The sequence below is a fragment of the Nocardia thraciensis genome, from assembly GCF_054782435.1.
In genome coordinates this window covers 178,028-202,246 of the sequence record NZ_BAAGSM010000009.1, presented here as the reverse complement: position 1 = coordinate 202,246, position 24,219 = coordinate 178,028, and the positions used below count along the sequence as shown (strand labels likewise).

The 24,219-nt window shown below is 67.9% G+C and carries 21 protein-coding genes and 1 pseudogene; 6 read left to right on the top strand and 16 right to left on the bottom strand.

Annotated features, from left to right (window positions below; genetic code table 11):
* Positions 1 to 18 precede the first annotated feature (18 nt).
* Positions 19 to 1,620: a cutinase family protein gene (locus ACYVLQ_RS03290; protein WP_460695862.1), complete on the bottom strand. Its 1,602-nt coding sequence runs from the start codon at positions 1,618 to 1,620 to the stop codon at positions 19 to 21.
* A gap of 420 nt (positions 1,621 to 2,040) precedes the next feature.
* On the opposite strand from ACYVLQ_RS03290, the gene ACYVLQ_RS03285 reads away from it, so the two are divergent.
* Positions 2,041 to 2,289 carry a hypothetical protein gene (locus tag ACYVLQ_RS03285; protein ID WP_460695861.1) on the top strand — a complete coding sequence of 83 codons (249 nt, stop codon included), beginning with the start codon at positions 2,041 to 2,043 and terminating at the stop codon, positions 2,287 to 2,289.
* Between the two features lie 299 nt (positions 2,290 to 2,588).
* Here the strand turns inward: ACYVLQ_RS03285 and ACYVLQ_RS03280 are convergent.
* From ACYVLQ_RS03280 to ACYVLQ_RS03270, 3 genes and pseudogenes are all read right to left on the bottom strand, one after another.
* A pseudogene (locus tag ACYVLQ_RS03280) lies at positions 2,589 to 2,786 on the bottom strand (alpha/beta hydrolase); the annotation flags it as partial.
* Positions 2,787 to 2,856: 70 nt separating this feature from the next.
* Positions 2,857 to 5,148, bottom strand: coding sequence for a RelA/SpoT family protein (locus tag ACYVLQ_RS03275; protein WP_460695877.1), 2,292 nt, complete (start codon positions 5,146 to 5,148; stop codon positions 2,857 to 2,859).
* A 465-nt stretch (positions 5,149 to 5,613) separates the two neighbouring features.
* On the bottom strand, positions 5,614 to 6,633 hold the full coding sequence (locus ACYVLQ_RS03270) for an aldo/keto reductase (protein WP_460695860.1): 1,020 nt from the start codon (positions 6,631 to 6,633) through the stop codon (positions 5,614 to 5,616).
* A 138-nt stretch (positions 6,634 to 6,771) separates the two neighbouring features.
* Between ACYVLQ_RS03270 and ACYVLQ_RS03265 the strand changes: the two genes are divergently transcribed.
* Complete coding sequence (locus ACYVLQ_RS03265) at positions 6,772 to 7,359, top strand: TetR/AcrR family transcriptional regulator (RefSeq protein ID WP_460695859.1); 588 nt, start codon at positions 6,772 to 6,774, stop codon at positions 7,357 to 7,359.
* 57 nt (positions 7,360 to 7,416) lie between these two features.
* Here ACYVLQ_RS03265 and ACYVLQ_RS03260 read toward each other — a convergent pair whose 3' ends face one another.
* The 3 genes from ACYVLQ_RS03260 to msrB form a co-directional block, all read right to left on the bottom strand.
* Positions 7,417 to 8,223, bottom strand: coding sequence for a DUF1460 domain-containing protein (locus tag ACYVLQ_RS03260; protein WP_460695858.1), 807 nt, complete (start codon positions 8,221 to 8,223; stop codon positions 7,417 to 7,419).
* Positions 8,224 to 8,409: 186 nt separating this feature from the next.
* Positions 8,410 to 8,925, bottom strand: coding sequence for a peptide-methionine (S)-S-oxide reductase MsrA (gene msrA / locus ACYVLQ_RS03255; RefSeq protein ID WP_460695857.1), 516 nt, complete (start codon positions 8,923 to 8,925; stop codon positions 8,410 to 8,412).
* Positions 8,922 to 9,377, bottom strand: a complete 456-nt coding sequence (msrB, locus tag ACYVLQ_RS03250) for a peptide-methionine (R)-S-oxide reductase MsrB (RefSeq protein ID WP_460695856.1) — start codon at positions 9,375 to 9,377, stop codon at positions 8,922 to 8,924. The genes msrA and msrB overlap by 4 nt, the downstream gene beginning before the upstream one ends.
* Before the next feature lie 308 nt (positions 9,378 to 9,685).
* On the opposite strand from msrB, the gene ACYVLQ_RS03245 reads away from it, so the two are divergent.
* Positions 9,686 to 11,371, top strand: coding sequence for a glycine/sarcosine N-methyltransferase (locus ACYVLQ_RS03245; protein ID WP_460695855.1), 1,686 nt, complete (start codon positions 9,686 to 9,688; stop codon positions 11,369 to 11,371).
* 104 nt (positions 11,372 to 11,475) lie between these two features.
* Here the strand turns inward: ACYVLQ_RS03245 and ACYVLQ_RS03240 are convergent, their stop codons facing one another.
* Complete coding sequence (locus ACYVLQ_RS03240; protein ID WP_460695854.1) at positions 11,476 to 12,000, bottom strand: type VII secretion system-associated protein; 525 nt, start codon at positions 11,998 to 12,000, stop codon at positions 11,476 to 11,478.
* A gap of 338 nt (positions 12,001 to 12,338) precedes the next feature.
* On the opposite strand from ACYVLQ_RS03240, the gene ACYVLQ_RS03235 reads away from it, so the two are divergent.
* Positions 12,339 to 13,097: a hypothetical protein gene (locus ACYVLQ_RS03235; RefSeq protein WP_460695853.1), complete on the top strand. Its 759-nt coding sequence runs from the start codon at positions 12,339 to 12,341 to the stop codon at positions 13,095 to 13,097.
* Positions 13,098 to 13,196: 99 nt separating this feature from the next.
* Here ACYVLQ_RS03235 and ACYVLQ_RS03230 read toward each other — a convergent pair whose 3' ends face one another.
* On the bottom strand, positions 13,197 to 14,789 hold the full coding sequence (locus ACYVLQ_RS03230; protein ID WP_460695852.1) for an ABC-F family ATP-binding cassette domain-containing protein: 1,593 nt from the start codon (positions 14,787 to 14,789) through the stop codon (positions 13,197 to 13,199).
* A gap of 196 nt (positions 14,790 to 14,985) precedes the next feature.
* Positions 14,986 to 15,429, bottom strand: a complete 444-nt coding sequence (locus ACYVLQ_RS03225; protein WP_460695851.1) for a nitroreductase/quinone reductase family protein — start codon at positions 15,427 to 15,429, stop codon at positions 14,986 to 14,988.
* Between the two features lie 194 nt (positions 15,430 to 15,623).
* On the opposite strand from ACYVLQ_RS03225, the gene ACYVLQ_RS03220 reads away from it, so the two are divergent.
* On the top strand, positions 15,624 to 15,932 hold the full coding sequence (locus ACYVLQ_RS03220) for a hypothetical protein (protein WP_460695850.1): 309 nt from the start codon (positions 15,624 to 15,626) through the stop codon (positions 15,930 to 15,932).
* On the opposite strand, the gene ACYVLQ_RS03215 is transcribed toward ACYVLQ_RS03220, so the two are convergent.
* The 6 genes from ACYVLQ_RS03215 to ACYVLQ_RS03190 all read right to left on the bottom strand — a co-directional run bounded on the left by ACYVLQ_RS03215 (position 15,933) and on the right by ACYVLQ_RS03190 (position 23,516).
* Positions 15,933 to 16,505: an adenine phosphoribosyltransferase gene (locus tag ACYVLQ_RS03215; RefSeq protein ID WP_460695849.1), complete on the bottom strand. Its 573-nt coding sequence runs from the start codon at positions 16,503 to 16,505 to the stop codon at positions 15,933 to 15,935. It lies immediately after the preceding gene.
* Positions 16,506 to 16,540: 35 nt separating this feature from the next.
* Complete coding sequence (locus ACYVLQ_RS03210; RefSeq protein WP_460695848.1) at positions 16,541 to 18,277, bottom strand: ABC transporter substrate-binding protein; 1,737 nt, start codon at positions 18,275 to 18,277, stop codon at positions 16,541 to 16,543.
* Between the two features lie 78 nt (positions 18,278 to 18,355).
* Positions 18,356 to 19,549 (bottom strand): protein translocase subunit SecF, encoded by a 1,194-nt coding sequence (gene secF / locus ACYVLQ_RS03205; protein ID WP_460695847.1) that lies wholly within the window; start codon positions 19,547 to 19,549, stop codon positions 18,356 to 18,358.
* 2 nt (positions 19,550 to 19,551) lie between these two features.
* Positions 19,552 to 21,390, bottom strand: coding sequence for a protein translocase subunit SecD (secD, locus tag ACYVLQ_RS03200; RefSeq protein WP_460695846.1), 1,839 nt, complete (start codon positions 21,388 to 21,390; stop codon positions 19,552 to 19,554).
* A 98-nt stretch (positions 21,391 to 21,488) separates the two neighbouring features.
* On the bottom strand, positions 21,489 to 21,887 hold the full coding sequence (gene yajC / locus ACYVLQ_RS03195; protein WP_460695845.1) for a preprotein translocase subunit YajC: 399 nt from the start codon (positions 21,885 to 21,887) through the stop codon (positions 21,489 to 21,491).
* A gap of 135 nt (positions 21,888 to 22,022) precedes the next feature.
* Positions 22,023 to 23,516, bottom strand: coding sequence for a flavin-containing monooxygenase (locus ACYVLQ_RS03190; protein ID WP_460695844.1), 1,494 nt, complete (start codon positions 23,514 to 23,516; stop codon positions 22,023 to 22,025).
* Positions 23,517 to 23,586: 70 nt separating this feature from the next.
* Between ACYVLQ_RS03190 and ACYVLQ_RS03185 the strand changes: the two genes are divergently transcribed.
* A complete protein-coding gene (locus tag ACYVLQ_RS03185) occupies positions 23,587 to 24,219 on the top strand; it encodes a TetR/AcrR family transcriptional regulator (protein WP_460695876.1) in 633 nt (210 codons plus the stop codon).

The following is a 24,219-nucleotide window of genomic DNA, read 5'->3' as shown; positions in this document are numbered from 1 at the left end:
GTCGGACCCTCTCGGCGATCAGTTTGTGGAGAACGGGTAGTCGTTGGCGGTACCAGCGGTGGGCGAGGTCGACGGCACGCCGCCGGGGCCTGTCCCAAACGGAAATTGTCCCGTACCCGACGAATTCGGCGAACTCGACGCGCCGGGCGGCGGCGCCAAGATTCCGGTAATCGGGCTGTTCGAAGTACCTTTCGGGGACCGCGGGCCGCCGTGCGCCGCGACCAGGTCGCGGGCCGCGGCGGCGAACCAGTCGGCGACGAACCGGACCGGGGCATCACCGCGGGCGTCCACAGCCGCGGTGGCGTAGGCGCCGTGGCGCTGGACGGTGTCCCAGTACCGCACCCAGGCGGCGGTGTCGAGCAGGTCCTTGTTGTCGGTGATGTTCTGCACGACCGCGTCGAACGCCTGATTCACCAGTCGCGATACCGTCGTCGGCGGGACCAGCTGGGTGACCGCCCCGGCGAGCTTGGTGGCGAGCAGCACCAGCGCGACCGGCGGGTTGTTCAGCGCGGCGCGAGCGAGTTCGCCGAGGGCGGCGGGATTCAACACGGTCCGCACCGCGGTGCCCACCGCGTTCAGGCCGATCACCCCCACCTTGAACATCGCGCGCATCGGATCGGCGAGCGCGATGCGGCTGCGCGGATCGGAGGCCTCGGAGATGCGCTGCGAGATCGACTGCTGCGGCTGGTAGGACAGCGAGGCGGGCGCGGTGCCCTGCAGGTCGGAGTTCACCACCGTGGTGGCGGTCTTGATCGAGGTGAAGGCCAGCGCCTGGGAGATGGACACCAGCGCGGCGATCGGGTCGCCGCCCGAGAGCTGGGACTGGCCCGCCACGTTCGTGACGGCGCGTAGGATCGGCGCGCCCGCGGGGGCGTCACAGGCGAGATCGCCCGCGGCGCAGAAGCTGGCCACGCGGCCGGTGAGCGCGCCGAAATTGACCGCCCGGTCCCGATCCGGGCCGATGCCGCCGCCGACCGCGGGCTCCTGATCCAGCGTCCGCAGCGCGGATACCCGGTCGCCCGCCGTGCCGGGCGCCGCGTCCGGCGTCGCCTTGCCGGGCGAGCCCGGGAACAGCGGCGCACCGGGATTGCGGGTGGGATCGGCGAAAAGCGCTACGGCGGCGATCTTTTCCGGCGGCAGGACGCCCCGGCCCGCGCCGATCTCCTGGGCGAACATCGAAGCCACGTGGGCGCCCTGGGAGTAGCCCACGACCGCGAACCGGGTCTGCTCGCAGCGCCGCGCGACCTGCTGCGCCATCCCCCGCAGCCGCGACAGACCCCCGGCCAGCGACTCCGAATACGGCGCGGCGCCACCGGGTACGGCGCCGCCGAAACCGGATTCGTAGGGCACGTAGGCCCGTTCGACCAGGCCGCTCTCGGGCGCCTCGGCCAGCAGCGGCAGGAATACCGAGGACAGCATGCCGGTGTCGGTGGTCGGGGCCGCGTCGGGGGAGGATTCGCCGGTGCCCTGAATTCCCAAGGCGTACAGGGCCGGGCAGACGGCGATCGGGACCTCGGTGGTGGGGCCGGACGGCTGCGCCTGTGCTGGGGTTACCCCGATCGCCGTCACCGCTGCGACGGTGAGCGCGACCGTGGCCCAGGTTGTGCGCGTGGCCAGCAAGACCTGACCCCCTTCACCAGCTGTATGCATCAGTTCGGAGGGCCGAGTGCCGCGGCGACCCGTCGTCGGCGATCTTGCTGCGCAGGCGATCACCATGCGTTCGAGTTGCCGCCGTAGCCGCGTGCCCCGAAACGCAATAGACCGTAACAGAATCGAGCGAACGACGCAGTGCATCCTGCACAATGCGAACGCATCCTCGGAACAATCCACGTCAGGACGGTAAACAGACCGGAAGAATTCTAGCCCTGGCCGTCGAGTTTCGTGACTTGTAGCAACAATTCGGCGACCCGCACACGGATCCCCCACGCCGCGAACCGAACTCACCACACGGGTGCCGTTGCCGCGGATGAGAGGGGGCGGTGAGCAGACAGGGGCAACCCGAGTTGACTGCGGAGCAGTTAGTCAACTAAGATTGCTTGCATGTCAGGCGCCGACAGTTCCCCGCCCGAAGATCCCGCCGATGCGCTCACCGCCGTGGTCGCCCTGCGGCGGCTGGCCGATCAGGTCGAGGACGCCGCCGTCGAGCAGGCCATGCGGGCCGGGTGGGGGTGGCCGCGGGTCGCCGAAGCGCTGGGCGTCACGCGTCAGGCGGTGCACAAGAAACATGCCAAGCGGCTCATCGCCGCCGGTGTCACCTTGAGGAGGCGTGGCGACGGCCGCGATCGATAGGTTCTTCCAGCTCGACAAGCTATTCCTGCGCAACGAATTTCAGCTCTACCTGCATCGGATCATCCTGCGCGGCGAGTCGGAGGCGCGCGACGACGGCTCGTCGACGATGCCGGCACAGCATCTGTGCGCCCCGTGGACCTGCTGCTCGGCGTGCTGGCAGCGGAGGTCGGCACCGTGCCGTGCGCCCTGGCCCTCGCCGGTGTCGACCGCGACGACCTCGTGGCCCGTCCAACAGCTTTCAGGGCGGTATCACGCCAACCGCCGCGTGCCGCAGAGCCCCGGTCCGGCGCGGCGAGTTTCTAGTCGAGCGATTTCCAGAAGCTCCTCAGAGCCTCGGCGCCGCGGGCCGGATCCTGCACCATCCACCAGTGCCCCAGGCCGTCGAGTACCGCCGTGCGCGCGCCGGCGCGTTCGGCCGCCCGAGCCCGCAGGTCGTCGGAGCCGACGTATCCGTCCTCGGTGGCCACGAGCGAAAGTCCCGGCCGCGCAGCGGCATTCGCCATCATCGCGACATCGCGCCTCGACGGTCGGCGCCGGTTCGGCCGCCACTGTGGCGCCCGTCACGGCTCAGGCCGCAGACGTCACCCGGTAGACGTCGTACACGCCCTCCACGTTGCGGACCACGTTCAGCAGGTGGCCGAGATGCTTCGGGTCGCCCATCTCGAAGGTGAACTTGCTGATGGCGACCCGGTCGCCGGAGGTCATCACCGACGCGGACAGGATGTTGACCTTCTCGTCGGCGAGCACCTTCGTCACGTCCGACAGCAGGCGGGTGCGGTCGAGCGCCTCGATCTGGATGGCGACCAGAAACACCGACGACGGCGACGGCGCCCACTTCACGTCGATGATGCGCTCGGCCTGGGCGCGCAGCGAGTCGGCGTTGGTGCAGTCGGTGCGGTGCACGCTGACCGCTCCCCCGCGGGTCACGAAGCCCATGATCTCGTCGCCCGGCACCGGCGTACAGCACTTGGCGAGCTTCGCGACCGTGCCCGGGGCGCCGGGAATCTCGACTCCGGCGTCGCCGCTGACACGCTGGCGGGTGGGCAGGGTGGAGGGCGTGGACCGCTCGGCGAGCTCGTTCTCCACGTCGCCGACGCCGCCGAGCTGGGCCATCAGCCGCTGCACGACGGTATGCGCCGAGACCTGGCTCTCGCCGACGGCCGCGTACAACGCCGAGACGTCGGTGTAATGCAGTTCGTGGGCCAGCGCACCCATCGCGTCGGCGCTCATCAGCCGCTGCAGCGGCAGCCCGGACCGGCGGACCTCCTTGGAGATCTGCTCCTTACCGGCCTCGAGGGCCTCCTCGCGGCGCTCCTTGGCGAACCACTGCCGGATCTTGGCCTTGGCGCGCGGGGACACCACGAAGTTCTGCCAGTCGCGGCTCGGCCCGGCGTTCTGCGCCTTGGAGGTGAAGATCTCGACGACCTCGCCGTTCTCCAGCTGCCGCTCCAGCGCAACCAGCCGCCCGTTGACCCGGGCGCCGATGCAGCGGTGTCCGACCTCGGTGTGCACGGCGTAGGCGAAATCGACCGGCGTCGACTTCTGCGGCAGCGTGATGACATCGCCCTTCGGCGTGAAGACGAAGATCTCGGGCGATTTCAGGTCGAAGCGCAGCGACTCCAGGAACTCGGCCGGGTCGGCGGCCTCACGCTGCCAGTCGAGCAGCTGGCGCATCCAGGCCATGTCGTCGACCTCGGTCGAGTCATTGGAGTGCTTGCCCCGGGTCTCCTTGTAGCGCCAGTGCGCGGCGATGCCGAACTCGGCCGTGCGGTGCATGTCCTGCGTGCGGATCTGGACTTCCAGCGGCTTGCCGTCCGGGCCCACGACGGTGGTGTGCAGCGACTGGTAGACGCCGTAGCGGGGCTGGGCGATGTAGTCTTTGAAGCGCCCGGCCATCGGCTGCCACAGCGAATGCACCACGCCGACCGCGGCGTAGCAGTCGCGCACCTCGTCGCAGAGGATGCGGATGCCGACCAGGTCGTGGATGTCGTCGAAGTCCTTACCCTTGACGATCATCTTCTGGTAGATCGACCAGTAGTGCTTGGGGCGGCCCTCGACGATGGCGTTGATGCGGCTGGCGGCGAGCGTGTTGACGATCTCGGCCCGGACCTTGGCCAGGTAGGTGTCGCGCGAGGGCGCGCGGTCGGCGACCAGGCGCACGATCTCGTCGTACTTCTTCGGGTGCAGGATCGCGAAGGCGAGATCCTCCAGCTCCCACTTGACCGTCGCCATGCCCAGCCGATGGGCAAGGGGCGCAATGACTTCCAGTGTCTCGCGGGCCTTCTTCGCCTGCTTCTCCGGCGGCAGGAAGCGCATGGTGCGCATGTTGTGCAACCGGTCGGCCACCTTGATCACGAGCACCCGCGGATCGCGGGCCATGGCGATGATCATCTTGCGGATGGTCTCGGCCTCGGCGGCGGCGCCCAGGTTGACCTTGTCCAGCTTGGTGACGCCGTCGACCAGGTGGGCGACCTCGGCGCCGAACTCGCGAGTCAGTTCCTCGAGCGAGTAGCCGGTGTCCTCGACCGTGTCGTGCAGCAGCGCGGCCACCAGCGTGGTGGTATCCATGCCGAGTTCGGCGAGGATATTGGCGACCGCGAGGGGATGGGTGATGTACGGATCGCCGGACTTGCGGAACTGGTGGGCGTGCTTCTCGTCGGCGACGTCGAAGGCGCGCTGCAGCAGCTGCAGGTTGGCCTTCGGATACAGCTCGCGGTGCACCGTGGCGAGGGGTTCGAGCACCGGTTTGACCGCGGCGATACCGCGCTGACCGGTCATCCGGCGGGCGAGCCGCGCGCGGACCCGGCGGGAGGCGGAGGTGGGCACGGCCGCCGGAGTGCCCGGCTGGCGCATCGGCATATTGCGCGGGCTCGGGGCCGTGGCGTCGCCGGTGGTGGGAGCGGCGTCGCTGCCCGCGCTCGATTGCTCGGCATTCGCCTTCTCCAGATGCTGAGTCATGCCACCACCTCTCCCGGCTAGATCGGACCACCCTATCCGACCGGTCCATCGGCTCAGACCACCAACTTTAATCCGGTCGGGTGACACGCGCCGGGCGCCGCCGCTTACAAGCTCGCCGCGCGGCTCGATCGAACGTAACCACAGGCCGTCCGCTGGCGATAACCGGTCATAGCGCACCGACATCGGTCTCGGGGCAGTTCGCGTCGATGCGCCCGCGCGCGATGAACGCGCCGGAAGATGTCGCCGCGGGGCGGGGGTCGCCGGGTCGGTTCCGCCGGCCGCTGCCGTGACCTGATCCGCCGCCGCTCCGGGTTCATCAAGTGCGGCAGCGCTTTCGGTGGCCGCGGTACCCGGGCGAACAGGCGATCAGCGACGCCGCAGCGACGGATCCAGCAGGGCCGGTACGATGTCGTGCTTTTCGGCCGGGGCGAGGTCGACACCCGGTGCGACGATCGCGTCTATGGCGTCCAGCACATCGCCGGACAGGACGGTGTCCGCGGCGGCGAGCTGAGAGCGCAGGTGCTCCATGGTCCGCGGGCCGATGATCGCGCTGGTCACGGCGGGGTGCGCGGTGACGAATCCGAGGGCGAGCTGGATCAGGGTCAGGCCCGCCTGTTCGGCGACCTTCGCCAGCTGTTCGACGGCATCCAGCTTGGCTCGGTTCACGGGCACGGCGGTGTCGAAGCGTTCCGGCATGAATGTCGAACGGCTGGTGGCGATTTCCCGGTCCGCGCGAATCGCGCCCGACAACCAGCCCGAGGCCAGCGGGCTCCACACCAGCACGCCGAGTCCGTACTCCGCGGTCACGGGCAGGACGTGAGATTCGATGCCGCGCTGCAGGATCGAGTAGCCCGGCTGTTCGGTGACGTATCGGCTCAGGCGATGCTCGCGGGCGGCCCACTGCGACTGCACGATTCGATAGGCGGGGAAGGTCGAGGATCCGAAGTAGCGGATCTTCCCCGCGCGCTGCAGGTCGGTCAGCGCCGACAGCGTCTCCTCGTCGCTGGTGGCCGGGTCCCATCGGTGGATCTGGTACAGGTCGACGTGGTCGACGCCGAGCCGGCGCAGGCTGTCGTCCAGCGCGGTGACCAGCCAGCGGCGCGAGCTGCCCCGCTGGTTGCGATCGTCGCCCATCGGCATATTCGCCTTGGTGGCCAGCACGATGTCGTCGCGACGCCCGGCGATGGCCCGGCCGACCATCTCCTCCGACTCGCCGCGGCTGTACATGTCGGCGGTATCGATGACGTTGATCCCGGCCGCGAGGGCGGCGTCGACGAGTGCGGTGGCGTCGTCCTGGCTGGTACGCCCGATCGCGCCGAAATTCATCGCGCCGAGCGCGAGGGTGCCGACCTGCACGCCGGTGCGGCCCAAGGTGCGGTATCGCATGACGGTTCCTTCGAGAGAGTGTGCGCGGCTGGCCTCGGCCTGCCGGTTCTGGCATTCTGAACAAGCGGAACGCTGTTCCGCTAGAACTATACGGAACATTGTTCCGTTTTGCCGACCGGAGTGAGAGGTAGCGGCACTGTGGCGGACAACGGCGGCGGATCCGGATCCCCGGCCCAGCGCAAGCGGGCCGACGCGCGGCGCAACGAGGCCGCCCTGCTGGACGCGGCCGCGAAGGCTTTCGTCACGTCCGGGGTCGATGTGCCCGTGCGGGATATCGCCGCCGAGGCGGGCGTCGGCGTCGGCACCATCTACCGCCACTTCCCCACCCGTGCCGACCTCATCGTCGCCGTCTACCGGCACCAGGTCGAGGCGTGCGCCGAGGCAGGTCCGAAACTGTTGGCGGACAACGAGACCCCGCACGCGGCCCTGTCCCGGTGGATCGACCTCTTCGTCGACTTCCTGGTCACCAAGCACGGCCTCGCCGCGGCGCTGCAGTCCGACAACGCCGCGTTCGACACCCTGCACGCCTACTTCCTCGATCGTCTCGTCCCCGTCTGCGCGCACCTCTTGGACACCGCGGCCAGCGCGGGCGAGATCCGCTCGGACATAGCCGCCTACGAACTGCTGCGCGCCGTCGGCAACCTGTGCGTCGGCGCGGAAACCACGCCGAACTACGACGCCCGCCGCATGGCAGGGCTCCTCATCGCGGGCCTACGTCGTCCATAACGCCATCGGGAGACGATCCCACCCCGCGTCGCTCCGGCGCGCGTTGACCGGAACCCACTACGGCTGCGCGCGCAGGACGATGATGCCCGGGGTCGATCGGATGTAGTCGGTGAACGGGCTGTCCACCACCTTGTTGTTCGCGTCCAGGGAGGACGCGTTGCGGAAGACCGGGCCGTCGGGGGTGGCGACGAAAATGCCGACGTGGGTGACGTCCAGGCCGGGCTGGTCGGCGTATGCCCCCACGTAGTCGCCGGTGCGGAGCTGAGCGATGACATTGCCGTCGACCGCGGCAGCGGGGATGTAGGTGATATCGCGGTCCGCCACTGGAATGCCCGGAAGATAGGTTCCGCCATCGCCTTTCGCGTTGAGTCGCTTGGCGGCGGTCACCGCGGCGGGGCTCAGCATCGCGGTGATGTCGGCGGCGGCGATACGCGGGGTGTGCGCCCAATCGCTGAAGAAGTGTTTGCGGTGCGCGAAATCGACTGTGCCACCGGCGTATCGGGTGTCTACCAGATTCGCCGTGAATTGGTCTCGGTCCACCGACCGGCTCAACGCTTCGACATAGTCGAGATAGGTGAAGCAGTCGACCCGCCGAAAGTCCACGACCAACTGTTCGGGCTCGCCAGCCGAACCCACGAGCATGCCCGCCCCATAGGGCGTCCCGAGAAACTGTCGCGACAACAACTCGATCAGCTCCCCCTTGCCCCGCGCCCCCGCCGCGGCCTTGGCAGCCAACAGCTCATCGATCTTCCGCGAGGTGAAGTCATCGATGGTCGCGCTCGGCGGAGCACCCACCGCCACCGTTGACACCACACCACACACCAGCGCCACCAGGACCAGCAGTAGGCGAGCAGCGATGCGCAAGACACCTCCCGGGGCAGTGTGTGCTGGACAACGGCGACGTCCGTGGTCGGCCGCACATTGCGAGGCTACCCGACAGGCGACCCACGCCTCCCGACGACGCCTCCCCGCAGCGGCCGACCCCCTGAACCATCGCGGCATTCGCTCACCCATGTAACAGACGTGCGCGGGCCGGATCTGAACCGGAACCTACTGGCCCGCGGGCTCCCGCTTGGGCAGCTTCCAGCCGGGGCGGGGGAAATGGCAGGTGTAGCCGCTCGGGTAGCGCTGGAGGTAGTTCTGGTGTTCGGGTTCGGCTTCCCAGAACTCGGTCGCCGGGGTCACCTCGGTGACGACCTTGCCGGGCCACAGGCCCGAATCCTCGACGTCCGCGATGGTGGCGAGGGCGACGCGCTTCTGCTCGTCGTCGAGGTAGAAGATCGCCGAGCGGTAGCTGGTGCCGATGTCGTTGCCCTGGCGGTCCTTCGTCGTCGGATCGTGGATCTGGAAGAAGAACTCCAGCAGCGCGCGGTAGTCGGTGTGCGCCGGGTCGTAGACGATCTCCAGGGCCTCGGCGTGACCGGGGTGATTGCGGTAGGTGGGGTGGTCGTTGCGGCCGCCGGTGTAGCCGACCCGCGTCGACAGCACCCCGGGCTGCTTGCGGACCAGTTCCTCCATGCCCCAGAAGCATCCGCCCGCCAGAATCGCCTTCTGCGTATCGCTCACGCCTCCTCCTTCGCGAAAAGAGTCTTGTACTGCCCGTAACCTTCCGCCTCGAGGTCGTCGAGGTGGATGAACCGCAACGCCGCCGAGTTGATGCAGTATCGCAGCCCGCCCGCGTCGCGCGGGCCGTCGGGGAACACATGCCCCAGATGGCTGTCACCGAACGCCGAGCGCACCTCGGTGCGCACCATCAGATGCGACAGATCCCGCTTCTCGGCCACGCTCGCGCCCTCGATCGGCTTGGTGAAACTCGGCCAGCCCGATCCGCTGTCGAATTTGTCGACCGAGGCGAACAGCGGCTCACCGGACACCACGTCCACATAGATGCCCGGTTCGTGGTTGTCCCAATACTCGCCCGTGAACGGCCGCTCGGTGCCGTTCTCCTGGGTGACGTGGTACTGCTCGGGCGTCAGCGCGTCCACCGCCGCCGGATTCCGGTGGTACTCCTGTGCCATACGACCTCCTCATGTCGGCTCCCGGTACAACGGATGGCGGCGTCGCGAAAATCCCGCCCGGCCCGTGCCGTCACACTTCCGTCATCAACCGTGCACCAGCCATTACTCCTCCTCGAGTTGCCGGGCCCGGAATCCCTCCATAGCTTGAATACGGGCGGTAGCGCGACCGGTCGGTGCGGATCGGGCGCGAGGGCTACTCCGGTCGGAGTGCAGAGGTCGGGTTCCACTCGACGACGAGCGCGCGCCGGGCGCGACTGTGCTGCGGGAAGGCAACGAACCAAACGACGCCCGGCGGAACGGATATGGGCATGACGCAGCAACCCAGTACCGACGGCTACGGCGCCGAGGGAGACGTCCGGGCGCATCCCGAGCAGGCATTCGGCGAAGACCCCCTGCTCGTTCGAGACACCGACCACTACACCGACGAATACGTCAAGGGATTCGTGGAGAAGTGGGACGAACTGATCGACTGGAAGAAGCGTTACGCGAGCGAGGGCCGCTTCTTCATCGACCTGCTCAAATCGCGCGGGGTGCGGTCCGTGCTGGACGTCGCCACGGGCACGGGCTTCCATTCCGTCCGGCTGATCGAGGAGGGCTTCGATACGGTCAGCGTCGACGGCAGCCCCGAGATGCTGGTCAAGGCGTTCGAGAACGGCCGCACCTACGGCGGCCACGTGCTGCGGGTCGTGCACGCCGACTGGCGCTGGCTCAACCGCGACGTGCACGGCGAGTTCGACGCGGTGATCTGCCTCGGCAACTCCTTCACCCACCTGTTCTCCGAGCGGGACCGGCGCAAGGCGCTGGCCGAGTTCTACGCGGTGCTCAAGCACGACGGCATCCTGGTCCTGGACCAGCGCAACTACGACACCATCCTGGACAACGGCTTCAGCAGCAAGCACACCTACTACTACTGCGGCGATTCGGTGACCGCCGAGCCGGAGTACGTGGACGAGGGCCTCGCGCGGTTCCGGTACAGTTTCCCGGACGAGTCGCAATACCACCTGAACATGTATCCGCTGCGCAAGGACTACACCCGAAGGCTGTTGCGCGAGGTGGGTTTCCAGCGGGTGGAGACCTACGGCGACTTCCAGGACACCTTCGCCGCCGACGAGCCCGACTTCCTCGTCCACGTGGCGGAGAAGAGCTACCTGCGCACCACCGACTACCGCCACAACTACTCCACCGCCGTCAACGTGGCGCGCGACTACTACAACTCGCAGGACGCCGACAACTTCTACTTCACCATCTGGGGCGGCGAGGACATCCACATCGGCCTGTACGACACCCCGGACGAGGAGATCGCCCCGGCCAGCCGCCGCACCGTGCGCCGGATGGCGAGCAAGCCGCACCTCACCGCCGACAGCCGCGTGCTCGATATCGGCGCCGGCTACGGCGGTGCGGCCCGGTATCTCGCCGCCACCTACGGGTGCCACGTGTGCTGTCTCAACCTGAGCGAGGTCGAGAACGACCGGAACCGGGAGCTGAACCGGCAGCAGGGCCTGAGCGAGCTGGTCGACGTCGTGGACGGCTCGTTCGAGGACCTCCCGTTCGAGGACAACCAGTTCACCGTGGTGTGGTCACAGGACGCGATGCTGCACAGCGGGGACCGGGTGCGGGTGCTGCAGGAGATCATGCGGGTGCTCAAGCCGCGCGGCGAGATCGTGTTCACCGACCCGATGGCATCGGACTCCTGCGACCGGTCGGCGCTGCGCCCGATCCTCGACCGCCTGCACCTGGAGTCCATGGGGTCCCCCGAGTTCTACCGGCGCGAGCTGCACCGCCTCGGCGTCGACGCGACCGAATTCGAGGACCACACGCCCCAGCTGACCACCCACTACGCCCGCGTCCTGCAGGAGACCGAGCGACGCGAGGCGGAGATCTCCCAAACCGTCAGTGCCGCATACCTTTCCCGGATGAAGGTGGGCCTGCGGCACTGGGTCGACGGCGGCCGCGCCGGAAACCTGGCCTGGGGGATCTTCTACGTGCGCGCCTAGCTCCGCTCTCGCTTCCGGCACGCGCTCGGCCGGAAGCCACCTTGCCGAAGTGGATTCCGGCAACCGGCGTGCCGGAAACGCCTTCAGGTAAGTCGAGCACCGTATCAATCGGGGCGGTGTAGTGCGCCGGTGACGAGCCGGAATTGCGCAGGGCCGCCGGGGTTCAGGAGAATATCCGCTCCGGTAGGCACGATATCGGTCAGCTTGCCGCCTACCACGGGCCACCAGCGGTCTGCGCTCAGCCGCTGTTGATGTATTCCAGCGGTGGTGACGAGAACGCATGGCACTCCGTCCGGGGCCGAGTCGACCACCGGTTGGTTCTCGCGATTGCAGGCGATCTGTACGACGGAGTCGCGAAGTGTGGTCACCAACTGCTCGCCTAGTGGCTCACCACCGGCGATCAACCGCAGCAACGCATCGGTGGGATCGGTAGGCGTCGATGCGTCGCGGGGCACATAATCCGGATTCGGCTGGAATGGCCCGGTGTTTTCGGCATCGTCGACCATCCAGCCGCCAATGATAGCCTCCCCCGGCGGCATCGATCCCGAGTGGTTCGCCTGCCACTCCGGATCGAGTAGCAAGAACCAGTTGTCCTTCCGGACCGTGCCCGGCATGGGCTCGATCGCCACGTCCACCTCTCCTTCGGTCATCGAATGGCTGGGCACTCAAGATTAGCGCGAACCGGCACAAGGCTGATCCAGTGAACGATGGCGTTCTCACCACTGAGAGCGCGAGGTCGGACCAGGCGCGCGCACTGTGCGACCATTCGGTGGTGGCGCCGGGGATAACTATCGGTAGTCTGAGCGTATTTTGCGAGCGTATGGCTGCACAGCTAGGCCGTGTCGGCATATCCCGCTCTGATCTGGACGCACGAAATTTCCGATCTGTCGCCGGGAGGATCCGGTCGGCGAGCGACTCGGCCCTAAACACCGACCTCACTGCTGCCCGCAGAATCGGGCCCGACAGTATGGGCGGCGGAGGGTCGGAAAACTCCTCGACGTTTCTCCATGGAACCGATGCGAACAATTCGATCATCCGATTCTCGCCCGACGACGTGTCGAGTATTCCGGTGCGAGATCCCTCCGGAGGCCTGCTGGGGGTGTCGTTCCCGACCAAGGATGGCGACGCGAAGATCATCACCGAGTGGGCCTCGCAAGGGGTGAGGACCAGTGATCACGTCTATCTCCCGCTCCCACACGACCTGATAGACGGCATGGACCGCGGGGTGCCGCTCCACACCTTTGCTGACAAGACTCCGGACTGGGCGTTTAAACCTTCCGTAACGCCGTGGAGTAAAGACGTGAAGCGTACGGGCTTCTCTCCGGTCTACGTGGACGCTCATGCCGACGGCTCGAGCTTCGGCATCGGTGTCCACCCGGGTGGTGCCGACAAATCCGAATCGATCCCGGTGACAGTTGACGGCGCTACTTATGGCCGGGTTCTGGAAGCCAACCGCTACTTCCAGAGTGCGCTCGGTGAGAAACCCGGCAGCCCACTGGTCCTGCTCTCCTGTGACACAGGAAAGCCCGGTGCTGTCTCCGCTGAGTCTCTGGCTGACCGGCTACAGAACGAGGCCGGAATACGGCGGGACGTGCATGCCGCCACGGGCGTGGTCTCCCTGGTTGCACAACCCGCGACCGGCCAGTCCTTGCTCGTCGCGGGGGCCGACGACGCTGCCACTCCGTTCCGGAGCTTCTGGGCGCCTCGCGATCCACCGGACGGATAGTCGAGGGCCGGCGCCGCATTCTTTTGGTACGCAAAAATCGACGTCCGGTGTGACCAGCAGGCCACCCCGTTGGTCCGAGACGGCCTGACGACGAGGTCCCTAGGTCGGCGCGTCCTCCACTAATCCCTCGGTCGTGAGTTCGACCCGCCGCGTGACTCCGATGTCGTCGAGGAAGCGGGGGTCGTGGCTGACCACGATCAGGGCGCCCTCGAATCCGACCAGCGCCTCGGTGAGGTGGCGCAGGCTGGGGAGGTCGAGGTTGTTGGTGGGCTCGTCGAGGAGCAGGAGCTTGGGCGCGGGGTCCGACAGCAGGAGCATGGCCAGGGCAGCGCGCAGGCGTTCGCCGCCGGACAGCGCGCCCGCCGCCACGTCGGCGTCGGCGCCCCGGAACAGGAAGCGCGCCAGCTGGGCGCGGACCTGTTCCGCCGTGGCGTGTGGCGTTGCCGCCGAGACGTTCTCGAACACCGAGCGCTCGTCGTCGAAGATGTCCAGGCGCTGCGGAAGCGTACGCCAGGGCACCTTCGGCGGTTCGGCGGCGATGCGGCGCAGCAGGGTCGTCTTGCCCGCCCCATTGCGTCCGGTGAGCGCGATCCGTTCCGGGCCCGATACTTTCAGCGAGACCACCGGCCCGTTGGCCAGTGTCACCTCCTCCAGGTCGAGCACGTCCTGGCCGGGATACAGCCGGGTGCCGGGCAGGTCGACGCGGATCTCCCGGTCGTCGCGCAGCAGCTCCTGCGCCTGTGTCAGTTGATCTTTCGCCTCCTCCACCTTCGCGATGTGACTGTTGCGCACCTTGCCCGCCGACACCTGGGCCTGCCGCTTGCGCTCGGCCATGATGATCTTCGGCTCGCGCTTGCTGTCCCACATCTTCTGCCCGTACCGCTTGCGGCGGTCCAGTTTGATGCGGGCCTCCACGAGTTCGCGCGACTGCTTGCGCACATCGCCGCGGGCGTCGCGGACCGCGGCCCGCGCTGCCCGCTGCTCGGCCTCGACGATCGCCTCGTAGGCGTCGAAATTGCCGCCGAAGGAACGGATTTCGCCCTGTCGCAGTTCGGCCACCATCGCCACGCGGTTGAGCAGCTCCCGGTCGTGGCTGACCGTCAGCACGGTGCCGGGGAACTGACCCACGACATCGTAGAGTCGTTGGCGCGCAACCGAATCCAGATTGTTCGTGGGTTCGTCGAGCACCAGCACGTCGGGCTCGCGCAGCAGCTCCGCCACCAGGCCCAGCAGCACGGTCTCGCCGCCGGACAGGGTGTCGAGGCGCCGATCCAGCTGTGCCACATCGTCGGCCAGGTAGTGCAGGCCCAGTCGGCCCAGTAGCGCGACGGCGTGTTCCTCGACATCCCAGCGGGTGCCGACGATCTCGAAGTCCCGCTCGTCGCCGTCGCCGGATTCGATGCGGTGCAACGCCTTTCGTACATCATCGATCCCGAGCACCGCGTCCACGCGCCGCCCCGGCGCCAGGCCCAGATCCTGATGCAGATAGCCCAGGCGACCGGGCACGGTGATCGATCCGCGCGCGGGGCGCAGTTCACCGGCGATCAACCGCAACAGCGTGGACTTTCCGGCGCCGTTGGCCCCGACCAGGCCGACATGCCCGGGTCCGAGCACGGCGTCGAGGCCGTCGCATACGGGGGTGCCGTCGGGCCAGACGAAGCTGAGATCGGATACAGAAATAGTCGATGACATGTGCATACTCCTGGGAGGTGGCGTGGGATACGGCGCGCGAATGCGGGCCGCTCGGGGCTACCTCAGCAGAGCAATGCACAACTCCGATCGTCGGAAACAAGACTCGTACAAGTTAGTGGAGACAACCATGGGCGCGCAAGGAATATTTCCGGGATCCAGCTCACACCGGATCCCGTGCACAGAAAGTCGTTACGACTCAGCCGATCCGAAACACCGGGAAGCCGGGTGCGATGGCCGCCAGCTCCTCGTCCGAGGCATCCTTGGTGACACCCTCGAAGAACCGGCCGACCTCCCAGCCCCACTTCCGCAGGTAGAGCCGCAGCACCGGCACCTTGTCCACGTCGGCCACCTCGGTCGCGGTGAACGGCTCGACCTTGCGGCCCAGCCGCAGTTCGCCCGCACCGACGGCGCGCAGGTTGCGCACCCACTGCGTATGCCCGCGCGGCGCCACCAGGTACCGCGCACCCGAGTCGTCGACGAGCAGATTGACCAGCGTGGTCCGCCACTCCCCCGACTTGCGCCCGCGCACGGCCAACAGCCGCGACCCGGCGACACTGATCCCCAGCTTCGGCAGCAGGTTCACCACCTTGCCCAGCATCGGGTCGAGGCCGGTCGGGGCGATGTATCGGGTTGCGCTCATGGTGGTCACTCCTGGCTTCGTGAGCGGTGCTCTCCAATAAGAAAGCATGCACCGCCCCGAGCCGCATGTCAAGAGCAGTGCTCTCGATTTGCCGCGAGACCGAGGGCACGGCGCATCGAGAAATATTGCACCGCAGGGAAACCTGACAAGGGGGCTGCCCGTTTCGACCGGGTCGAAACGGGCACGCCTCAGACATGTACAGATACCGAACCTATCGCACCACGCACGGGAACGGGGCGACCGCGGCGGCGATCGTCAGCACCGTCGGCGGCGTCTTCGCGCTCATCGAGGCCGTCTACATCTTGCTGCTGGTATTCGACGCCAACCCGGCCAACAAGTTCTTCGGCTTCATCAAGGGGCTGGCGGAGCCGCTGGCGCTGTTCTTCCCCGGCCTGTTCAACACCGGCAACTTCGACCTCGACGCCATCATCAATTACGGTCTGGCGGCGGTGTTCTGGCTGGTCGTCACCGGCATTATCGCCCGGCTGATCGCGCGCTTCTGATTACAGCCGCACGATCGAGGTCAACGGGTAATCGCCCTGTCGCTCCCGGCCGCCCAGGAAGCCCAGTTCCAGCACCACGGCGGCCGCCACCACCTCCGCACCCGCGGCGGCGAACAGTTCCGCGCTCGCGGCCAGCGTCCCGCCGGTGGCGAGCACGTCATCCAGCAGCAGCACCCGGCGACCGGCCAGATCGATGCCGTCGGCGGGTATCTCCAGTGCGGCCGAACCGTATTCGAGGGTGTACTCCCGCGAGATCACCGGCGGCGGCAGCTTGCCCGCCTTGCGCACCGCCACCACACCCGTCCCCAGCACGGCCGCCACGCCCGCCCCGAGCAGGAATCCGCGCGCGTCCACACCCGCCACGAGATCGACATCCGCGGCACACGAGCCCAGGCACTCGATGACCGCCTCGAAACCCTCGGCGTCGGCGAAGACCGGCGTCAGGTCGGCGAAACGCACTCCCGGCGTGGGGAAGTCGTCGTGCCAGCGGGTCAGCCGCTGCACGGCCTCGGCCGCCCGGGCCAGCCGCTCCCCCGCCGTCTCTTCCGTCTCCACCATTCCGTGCTTGCTCATCTGGCACCCACTATCCTCGCTCAACCCGCGCCCGCTCAACGCGACAACACCCAGCGGTCCATGTTCCAACCCGCACCGGCCTTGGTGGGGTTCACGATCCCGTTCTCCATGCCGTCCCCGAACGCGACGGTGCGCGGCGTGTTGAACAGCGGGATCGACGGCATCTCACTCCACAGCAGGCGCTCCGCCTCGGTGTCGAGATTCAGCACCGTGGTCGAATTGTCGTCGGCCGCAAGCTGATCCGTGATCGCATCGTAACGCCCATTACCGAAATGCCCGAAATTCAACCCCTCGCCGGTGCGCAGCGCGGCCGTGGCCTCGATCCCGGGCAGCGATCCCGCCGGACCGGGTGCGCCCGCGGTGCTGCCCAGTACCGCGTCCACCTTGCCCTCGCCGAGCTGGGCCGGGGTGAAATCCGGTGCACCGGCGTCGATCACGGTGACGCCGGCCGCCCGGCAGCTGTCGGCGATGGCCGCGACGGTCTGGGCGCGCCGATCGTCGGGTCCGCGATACCCGATGCGGATCGTCGGATTCGGCGCCCCCGCGGCGGCCAGCGCCTGCTGCGCCGCCGCGGGGTCCCCGGTGCGGTACTTGTCGGCCGGTCCGGTGATCGCCGAGTAGTACAGCGAATCGGCCTGCACCGTACGGGAATTCAGCGGACCCGAACCCAGGCCCGACTCGTTCTCGTATCCGGGATGACCGAATCTGTCGAACAGCGCCTGACGCGGCACGCAGGTGGCGAAGGCCCGCCGGGCGGCGGCCGAGCCGAACATGCCCCCGGAGGACAGCACCAACTGCTCGGCGCCCCGGCCGGGGACCTGTTCGACCGAGAATCCGTCCAGGTTCAGGTCTTTCACCGCGCCGGAGCCGATATCGACGACGCCGACCGCCTTGTCGCTCAGCTTGTCCTTCAGGTCGGCGTTCTTCGGCCACACCACGATGCGCGGCGTGCGGGCCTGGTTGCCCCACCACTTCTCGTTCTTGACCAGCACCAACCCTTCGCTGTCGCTGTAGGATTCGATGCGGTAGGGCCCGGAGGAGGGCAGCACGTCGGTGTCCAGCTTGCCCGGGGTCAGCTGCCAGCCGGTATTCCAGAACTGCGCCAGCCGATCCAGGTTGACCGGATCGCCGGTCTGCACCGCCGCAACGATATTCGGCACCCCGGCCGCCTTCGCGGCGATGTGCGCGGGCATCAGATCCCCGGCGTTGAACAGCGTCTTCCAGGCCAGGAAGTGGCGGTTGGGCCGGAACACCACGGTCGCGTCCTTCGACCCCGGCTGACACTCGACCCGCTCGATATCGGAGTACCCGGCCGTCGACGCCGCGTCGAACATCGGAATCTGGCCGCCCGGACCGGGTTTGGTGAATCGGCCGCTGCGCGCGGCCCACTCCAGCACCAGATCGTCACACGAGGTCGCGACGCCGTCGGAGTACACCGCGTCCGGGTTGAGCCGGTACTGGATGGTCTGGGTCTCGCCGGGCACCTCCTTGGCGGTGCCGAAATCGGTGTCCGCGATCGGCTGCCCGTCCGGACCGGTGTAGAAGAACCCGGTCAGCACGCGCGAGAACACGCCCGCCGCACCGCTGCTCGCGCCCGCGCTGCTGCCGCCGTTGTAGCTGACCAGCGCGGCGTCGACCGCGTACCCGATCGAGGGCAGCTGATTCTTGCTGCCGCATCCCGCCAGCAGGCCGCCGGCGAGCGCCCCGGCCGTCAGTACCCCTACCGCCCGCAGCACGACCCGCCGCACGCCGGATCCTCCCTGGTTACGCACTCTGCCTCCTCCGGGGCCGCACCCGGCAGTGAGTCGGACGCCCCATAGACTGCCGGGACGTCCGCCCCCGCCGTACGCTCAGTGCCTTCTCTTGTGCCGCTTCCCGCTCGGCCGGACACCGGGTCTCGGTGCGGCGGAACCGGTCTGGCGCGGGCGCGGCGGCATGCCGCTCGCCGCGGCCGCCCGCGCGGCGGCCGCGTCACCGACCCGCGCGCTGCCCGCGTTCGCCCGCTTGGCGAGCACCTTCTTGGTGTGCGCCGCGTACGGCCCGAACCGTTCCTTGATCGTCACCAGCAGCGGCACCGCGAAGAAGATCGACGAGTACGCACCGACGACCATGCCGACCAGCTGCACCAGCGCCAGATCCTTCAGCGTGCCGACACCCAGCAGCCACACCGCGACCACCAGCATGCCGATGATCGGCAGGATGCCGATGACGGTGGTGTTGATCGAGCGCATCAGGGTCTGGTTGGCCGCCAGGTTGGCCTGCTCGCCGTAGGTGCGCCGGGTCAGGTGCAGCACGCCGCGGGTGTTCTCCTCGACCTTGTCGAACACCACCACGTTGTCGTACAGCACGTAGCCGAGGACGGTGAGCAGACCGATCACGGCCGCGGGCGTGACCTCGAATCCGACGATCGAATAGATGCCCGCCGTCACGATCAGGTTGAAGAACAGCGAGGCGATCGAGGCGATCGACATATCTCGCTCGAACCTGATCGCGATGTAGATCATCGTCAGCACCACGAACACCACGAGCGCGATCAGCGCCTTCTGGGTGATCTGCCCGCCCCACGTCTCGCTGATCTCGGCGATGCTGATCGCGTTGCGGCTGACGTTGTCGGAGGAGTCCTTCGGGTGGAAGGAGTCGAACAGCGCGGCCTGCACCTTGTCCTGCTGCGTGGCGTCGAGGGTGTCCGAACGGATCTCGAACGACGCCGCGGCGCCCGAACCGACCTTCTGCACGGTGACCGGGTCGTGGCCGAGCGCCTGGTTGTAAACGTCCTCCACCTGCGTGGTCGACATGTCCCCGGTCGCGGGCAGCTGGATCCGGGTGCCGCCCTCGAAGTCGATGCCGAGGGTGAAACCGCGGAACACGATGCTGGCCAGCGCGATCACCAGCAGCGCCAGGCTCAGCCCGTAGTACAGCCGCCGCTTGCCGACGATCTGGAATCCACCGGTGCCGGTGTAGAGCCGTTCGAAGAAGCTGTGCCGCGGCCCGGCGTCGATCGGCTCGTCGACGGTCCCCTGGTCGAGGACGGAGTGATTGCTCATCCTCACGACTCCTTTCCGACCAGCACGCCGGCGGCGGCCTTGCGTTCACGGGCGAGCTGCTGCACGGCGCCGAGCCCGTTGACCGAGGGCTTGGCCCAGAACGGCGAGCGCGAGGCCATCATCATCAGCGGCGAGGTGACCAGGTACAGCACGATCACGTCGAGCACCGTGGTCAGGCCGAGCGTGAACGCGAAACCCTTCACCTGCCCGGCGGCCAAGATGTACAGCACCGCCGAGGCGATGAGGCTCACCGTCTTACCCGACAGGTTGGTGCGCTGGGCGCGCGCCCAGCCGCGCGGCACGGCCGAGCGGAAACTTCGGCCCTCGCGCATCTCGTCCTTTATTCGTTCGAAGAACACGACGAACGAGTCGGCGGTCATACCGATACCGATGATCAAACCGGCGATACCGGCCAGGTCCAGGGTGAAATTGATCCACCGGCCCAGCAGGATGATGATGCCGTACACCGCGAAACCCGCTGCGATCAGCGAGAATCCGGCCAGGAAGCCCAACATCCGGTAGTACGCCAGGCAGTACAGCAGCACCGCGACCAGGCCGATCGCACCGGCGATCAGGCCCGCGCGCAGCGAGGACAGGCCGAGCGTGGCCGACACGGTCTGCGCCTCCGAGGTGGAGAACGACAGCGGCAGCGAGCCGTACTTCAGCTGGTTGGCCAGTTCCTTGGCCGACTGCGAGGTGAACTGCCCGGTGATCTGGGTGCTGCCGCCCTGCTGCGGGCCCTGCTGCACGACCGGCGCGCTGATCACCTTGGAGTCCAGCGTGAACGCCACCTGCTTCTGCAGATACTCGCCGGTGAGCTGGGCCCACGGGTCGCTGTTCTTGAACGTCAGGTCGATCGCCCAGCGTGACTGCTGCTGCTGGAACGAGGCGCTGGCGTCCTTGATGTCCTGGCCGTCGATGCGGCTCTTGTCCAGCAGATACACCGCGCCGTCGCTGCCGCAGGTGACCAATGGCAGGTTCGGGTCGTCGTTACCGGCCAGCGGATCGGGCTTGCCGCAGTCCATGGTCTGCATGGCCAGCTGCAGGACCTGCGGGTCCGAGCTCTGCCGCAACGCCTTCGCGGTGGCGATCTCCTGCTGCGTGCGCTGCTGCGGGGTCAGGTTCGGATCCGGTTGCGGCGCACCGGGAGTCGGCGCGGGGCTCTCCGGCGACGGTGCGGGGCTCTCCGGTGACGGCGCGGGCTCGCTGGGCGCCTGAGCCGGGAACACCCGGTTCTGCGCCGCGCCGCCGTTCGGCGCGGGCTGCTCGTTCGGCGCGGGTTGTTCGTTCGGGGCCGGACCGCTCGGCTGTCCCGCGTCCGGCGGCAGGCCCGTATCGGTCTGCGCACCCGGCGGGAGTTGCGGCAGCCCACCGGGGCCGCCCGCACCACCCAGCCCCCCGAGGTCACCGGCGCCGCCCATGCCGCCCGCACCACCGAGACCACCGGCGCCGCCCGCGCCGCCCTGGCTGGAGTTCAGCACGGGGCGGATGTAGAGCTTGGCCGTCGACGCCAGCGCGGTGGCCTGCTGGCCGTCCTCGCCGGGCACCGTGATCACCAGGTTGTCGCCGTCGATGACGACCTCGGAACCGGCCACCCCGAGGCCGTTGACCCGGGACTCGATGATCTGCTGGGCCTGCTCGAGGCTGTCCTGGCTCGGCTTGTTGCCGTCCGGCGTCCGCGCGGTGAGCGTGACCCGGGTACCGCCCTGTAGATCGATGCCGAGCTTGGGTTCCGGCGCCTTGTCACCGGTGAAGAACACCAGTGCGTAGATCACGGCCAACAGCACGGCGTAGACGCCGAGCAACCGCAGCGGATGCCCCGTTCCCTTGGAAGGTGGCACAGTACTTGTCTCCTAGGCGGTGTCGAGGTGGAACGTGCGGGCATGCGCCAGCGCCATCGCACCGCGCGTTCCCGGCGGCGGTGCGATGGCGCGTGCGGTCAGTCCTTACCGAGCTTCGTACTGGTGTTCTCGGCCGGTTCGTCCACCGCGGGCTTGGCCTCGGCCTCGACCGGCTCGGCCGCGTCGGCGGTGTCGTCCTCGGTCGCGGCGTCGGCGGACTCGGTGGTCGAGGTCGTCTCGGTGTCGTCGGCACGGACGTCGCGCACCGCGGCACGCAGCCACGTGGTGACGACATCCTCGGCGATCTCCAGGTCTACCGTGGCGTCGTCCACGTCGACCACGGTGCCGTACAGACCCGACGTGGTTGTGACCCGGTCGCCGATCTTCAGGGATTCCTGCATCTCGGCGACCTTCTGTGCCTCCCGCTTCTGACGGCGGACACCGAGGAACATCGGCACGAGCAGGGCTACCAGCAGCAGCGGAAACAGCAGTTCCATCGTCGTAGTCGGTCCCTAGTCTGTGGGTTGGGATGGGTGTTTACCCACACAGTCTGCCAGTCCCCCGCGATACCGCCACACCGGCACACCCCGTCCGTCCACCTCACCGCTTTCCCGGCGCGCTTTTGGCCGGGATTACGCCGCCGCCTCCCCGTAGGTGTAGTCCTCCAGCGGAAAGCTCACCGCTTGGCGGTGGGTGGCCGGGGTGCTGTTGGGGCGCAGCAGGGCGGCCTCGCCGTGCTGGTTGAAGTAGTAGCTGCGGGCCGATGAGCAGTTGCCCCCGTAGAACACCGACGAGTTCAGCTTCTCGGTGACGTAGTCGAGGAAGCGCGCGTTGGCCGCCTCGGTCACCTCGAACACCTGCTCGCCGCGGCGGAACATCTCGCCGAACAGCCGCCCCATATGCTTCATCTGCGCCTCGATGGTGGTGAAGTACGACAGGCCGCTGTAGGAGTACGGGCTGTTGAGGCTCAGGAAGTTCGGGAACTTCGGCACCGTGATGCCCTCGTAGGCCTGGAAGCGGTTGTCGCGCCAGAACTTTCCGAGGTTCACCCCGTCGCGGCCGATGATCTCGATGGCCGGGAAGTTGACGTCCCACAGGTTGAACCCGGTGGCCAGGATCAGGGTATCGATCTCGGTCTTGTGCCCGTCGGCGGTGACTATCCCGTCGGGCTCGATGTGGTCGATGGAGTTGGTCTCGAGCCGCACATGCGGTTCGTTGAAGGTCTTGAAGTAGGTGTTGGAGAACGTGGGGCGCTTGCAGCCGAAGTCGTAGTGCGGCGTCAGCTTGCGGCGGGTCTCCGGATCGCGCACCTGCGCGCGCAGATGGGCCTTGGCCAGCAGCGCGGCGCCCTTGTTGCCCAGTTTGGCCTGCTTGTAGCGCAGCACCCCGGCCACCATCAGCAGTTCCAGCGCGCTCGTGTTCACCATCCGCGCGGCCTTCTGCGCGAGCGGAGCCTTCTCGAACAGCCGCTGCACCGGCTTCGGGATTTTGGTGTCGACCTTGGGCACCACCCAGATCGGTGTGCGCTGGAACACCGTCAGTGCCGACACCTGCTTGGCGGCCTCGGGAACCAGCTGCACGGCGGTCGCGCCGGTGCCGATGATGGCGGCCTTGCGCCCGGTCAGATCGAAGTCCTGCTCCCACGCGGTGGTGTGGATGATCTTGCCCGCGAACGAATCGATGCCCGGGAACGGCGGGGTGTAGGGCTGGGACAGGAACCCGGTCGCGGCCATCAGGTAGCGGGCCGTCAGCGTCTCACCGCCCTCGACCGACACCACCCACTGCTGCTCCTCCTCGTCCCACCGCGCGCCGCCGACGGTCTGCCCGAAGCGCATCCGCCGCCGCAAGTCGTACTTGTCCGCGACGTGCTCGGCGTAGCGCTTCAGCTCCGCGCCCGGCGCGAACAGCCGCGACCAGTGCGGATTCGGCTCGAACGAGTACGAGTAGGTGACCGAGGCGATATCCACCGACAGCCCCGGATACCGGTTCACATGCCACGTGCCGCCCAGATCGTCCTCCCGCTCGAGGATCACGAAATTGCCCAGGCCGAGCCGATCCAGCTCGATGCCCGCGCCCATCCCGCCGAATCCGGCTCCCACGACCACGGCGTCGTATCGAGGTGCCACGCCGAACCTCCCTGTTACCCGAAGTACCTATTACAGAATGACACATCATTCCGGTCCGGAACACCGTATCATCGGCTCCGTGCCGAAGCCATCAACACATCTCGAACGTCGCAAGGCCGAGCTCCGGCAGGAGATCATCGACACCGCCTTCGCCTGCTTCGCCGAAAAGGGTTATCACGCCACGGGAATCGCGGATATCGCGACGCAGCTGGGGATCGGGCACGGCACGTTCTACCGCTACTTCGCCAATAAGCGCGACATCATCGACCACGTCATCGACGACCTGGCCGCCCGCATCATCGACTCGCTCGGCACCGACAACGCCCCCGACGCGGCGACCAGCCTGGCCGAGTACCGCGCCCAGCTCGAGCGCATCGGCGCGGCGCTGAACCGGATCTTCCTGGAGGACCGCCGGGTTTCCCAACTGCTGCTGTTCCAGGCGACCGGCATCGACTCCGAGCTGACCCTGCGGCTGTACGGGCTGCTGGACACCGCCGACGCGCTCACCGCCGGATATCTCGAACACGGTGTCGAGCGCGGATATCTGCGGGCCGACCTGGACACCACCAGCACCGCCAAGGCGGTCACGGGCATGCTGCTCGCCGCGATCATCCACGGCCTGCGCGATCCGGACGAGACGGGGGTCGAGGATCTCGCGCAGGCGATCCGGCGGCTGCTGATCGACGGGGTGCGCAGGGAATAG

Bases quoted from the DNA above. Each gene is read 5' to 3' on its own strand.
- ACYVLQ_RS03285 (WP_460695861.1), top strand. From the start codon at position 2,041: ATGTCAGGCGCCGACAGTTCCCCGCCCGAAGATCCCGCCGATGCGCTC.
- ACYVLQ_RS03275 (WP_460695877.1), bottom strand. From the start codon at position 5,148: ATGCCGATGCGCCAGCCGGGCACTCCGGCGGCCGTGCCCACCTCCGCC.
- ACYVLQ_RS03270 (WP_460695860.1), bottom strand. From the start codon at position 6,633: ATGCGATACCGCACCTTGGGCCGCACCGGCGTGCAGGTCGGCACCCTC.
- msrB (WP_460695856.1), bottom strand. From the start codon at position 9,377: ATGGCACAGGAGTACCACCGGAATCCGGCGGCGGTGGACGCGCTGACG.
- ACYVLQ_RS03245 (WP_460695855.1), top strand. From the start codon at position 9,686: ATGACGCAGCAACCCAGTACCGACGGCTACGGCGCCGAGGGAGACGTC.
- ACYVLQ_RS03235 (WP_460695853.1), top strand. From the start codon at position 12,339: ATGGGCGGCGGAGGGTCGGAAAACTCCTCGACGTTTCTCCATGGAACC.
- ACYVLQ_RS03230 (WP_460695852.1), bottom strand. From the start codon at position 14,789: ATGTCATCGACTATTTCTGTATCCGATCTCAGCTTCGTCTGGCCCGAC.
- ACYVLQ_RS03225 (WP_460695851.1), bottom strand. From the start codon at position 15,429: ATGAGCGCAACCCGATACATCGCCCCGACCGGCCTCGACCCGATGCTG.
- ACYVLQ_RS03220 (WP_460695850.1), top strand. From the start codon at position 15,624: ATGTACAGATACCGAACCTATCGCACCACGCACGGGAACGGGGCGACC.
- ACYVLQ_RS03215 (WP_460695849.1), bottom strand. From the start codon at position 16,505: ATGAGCAAGCACGGAATGGTGGAGACGGAAGAGACGGCGGGGGAGCGG.
- secF (WP_460695847.1), bottom strand. From the start codon at position 19,549: ATGAGCAATCACTCCGTCCTCGACCAGGGGACCGTCGACGAGCCGATC.
- yajC (WP_460695845.1), bottom strand. From the start codon at position 21,887: ATGGAACTGCTGTTTCCGCTGCTGCTGGTAGCCCTGCTCGTGCCGATG.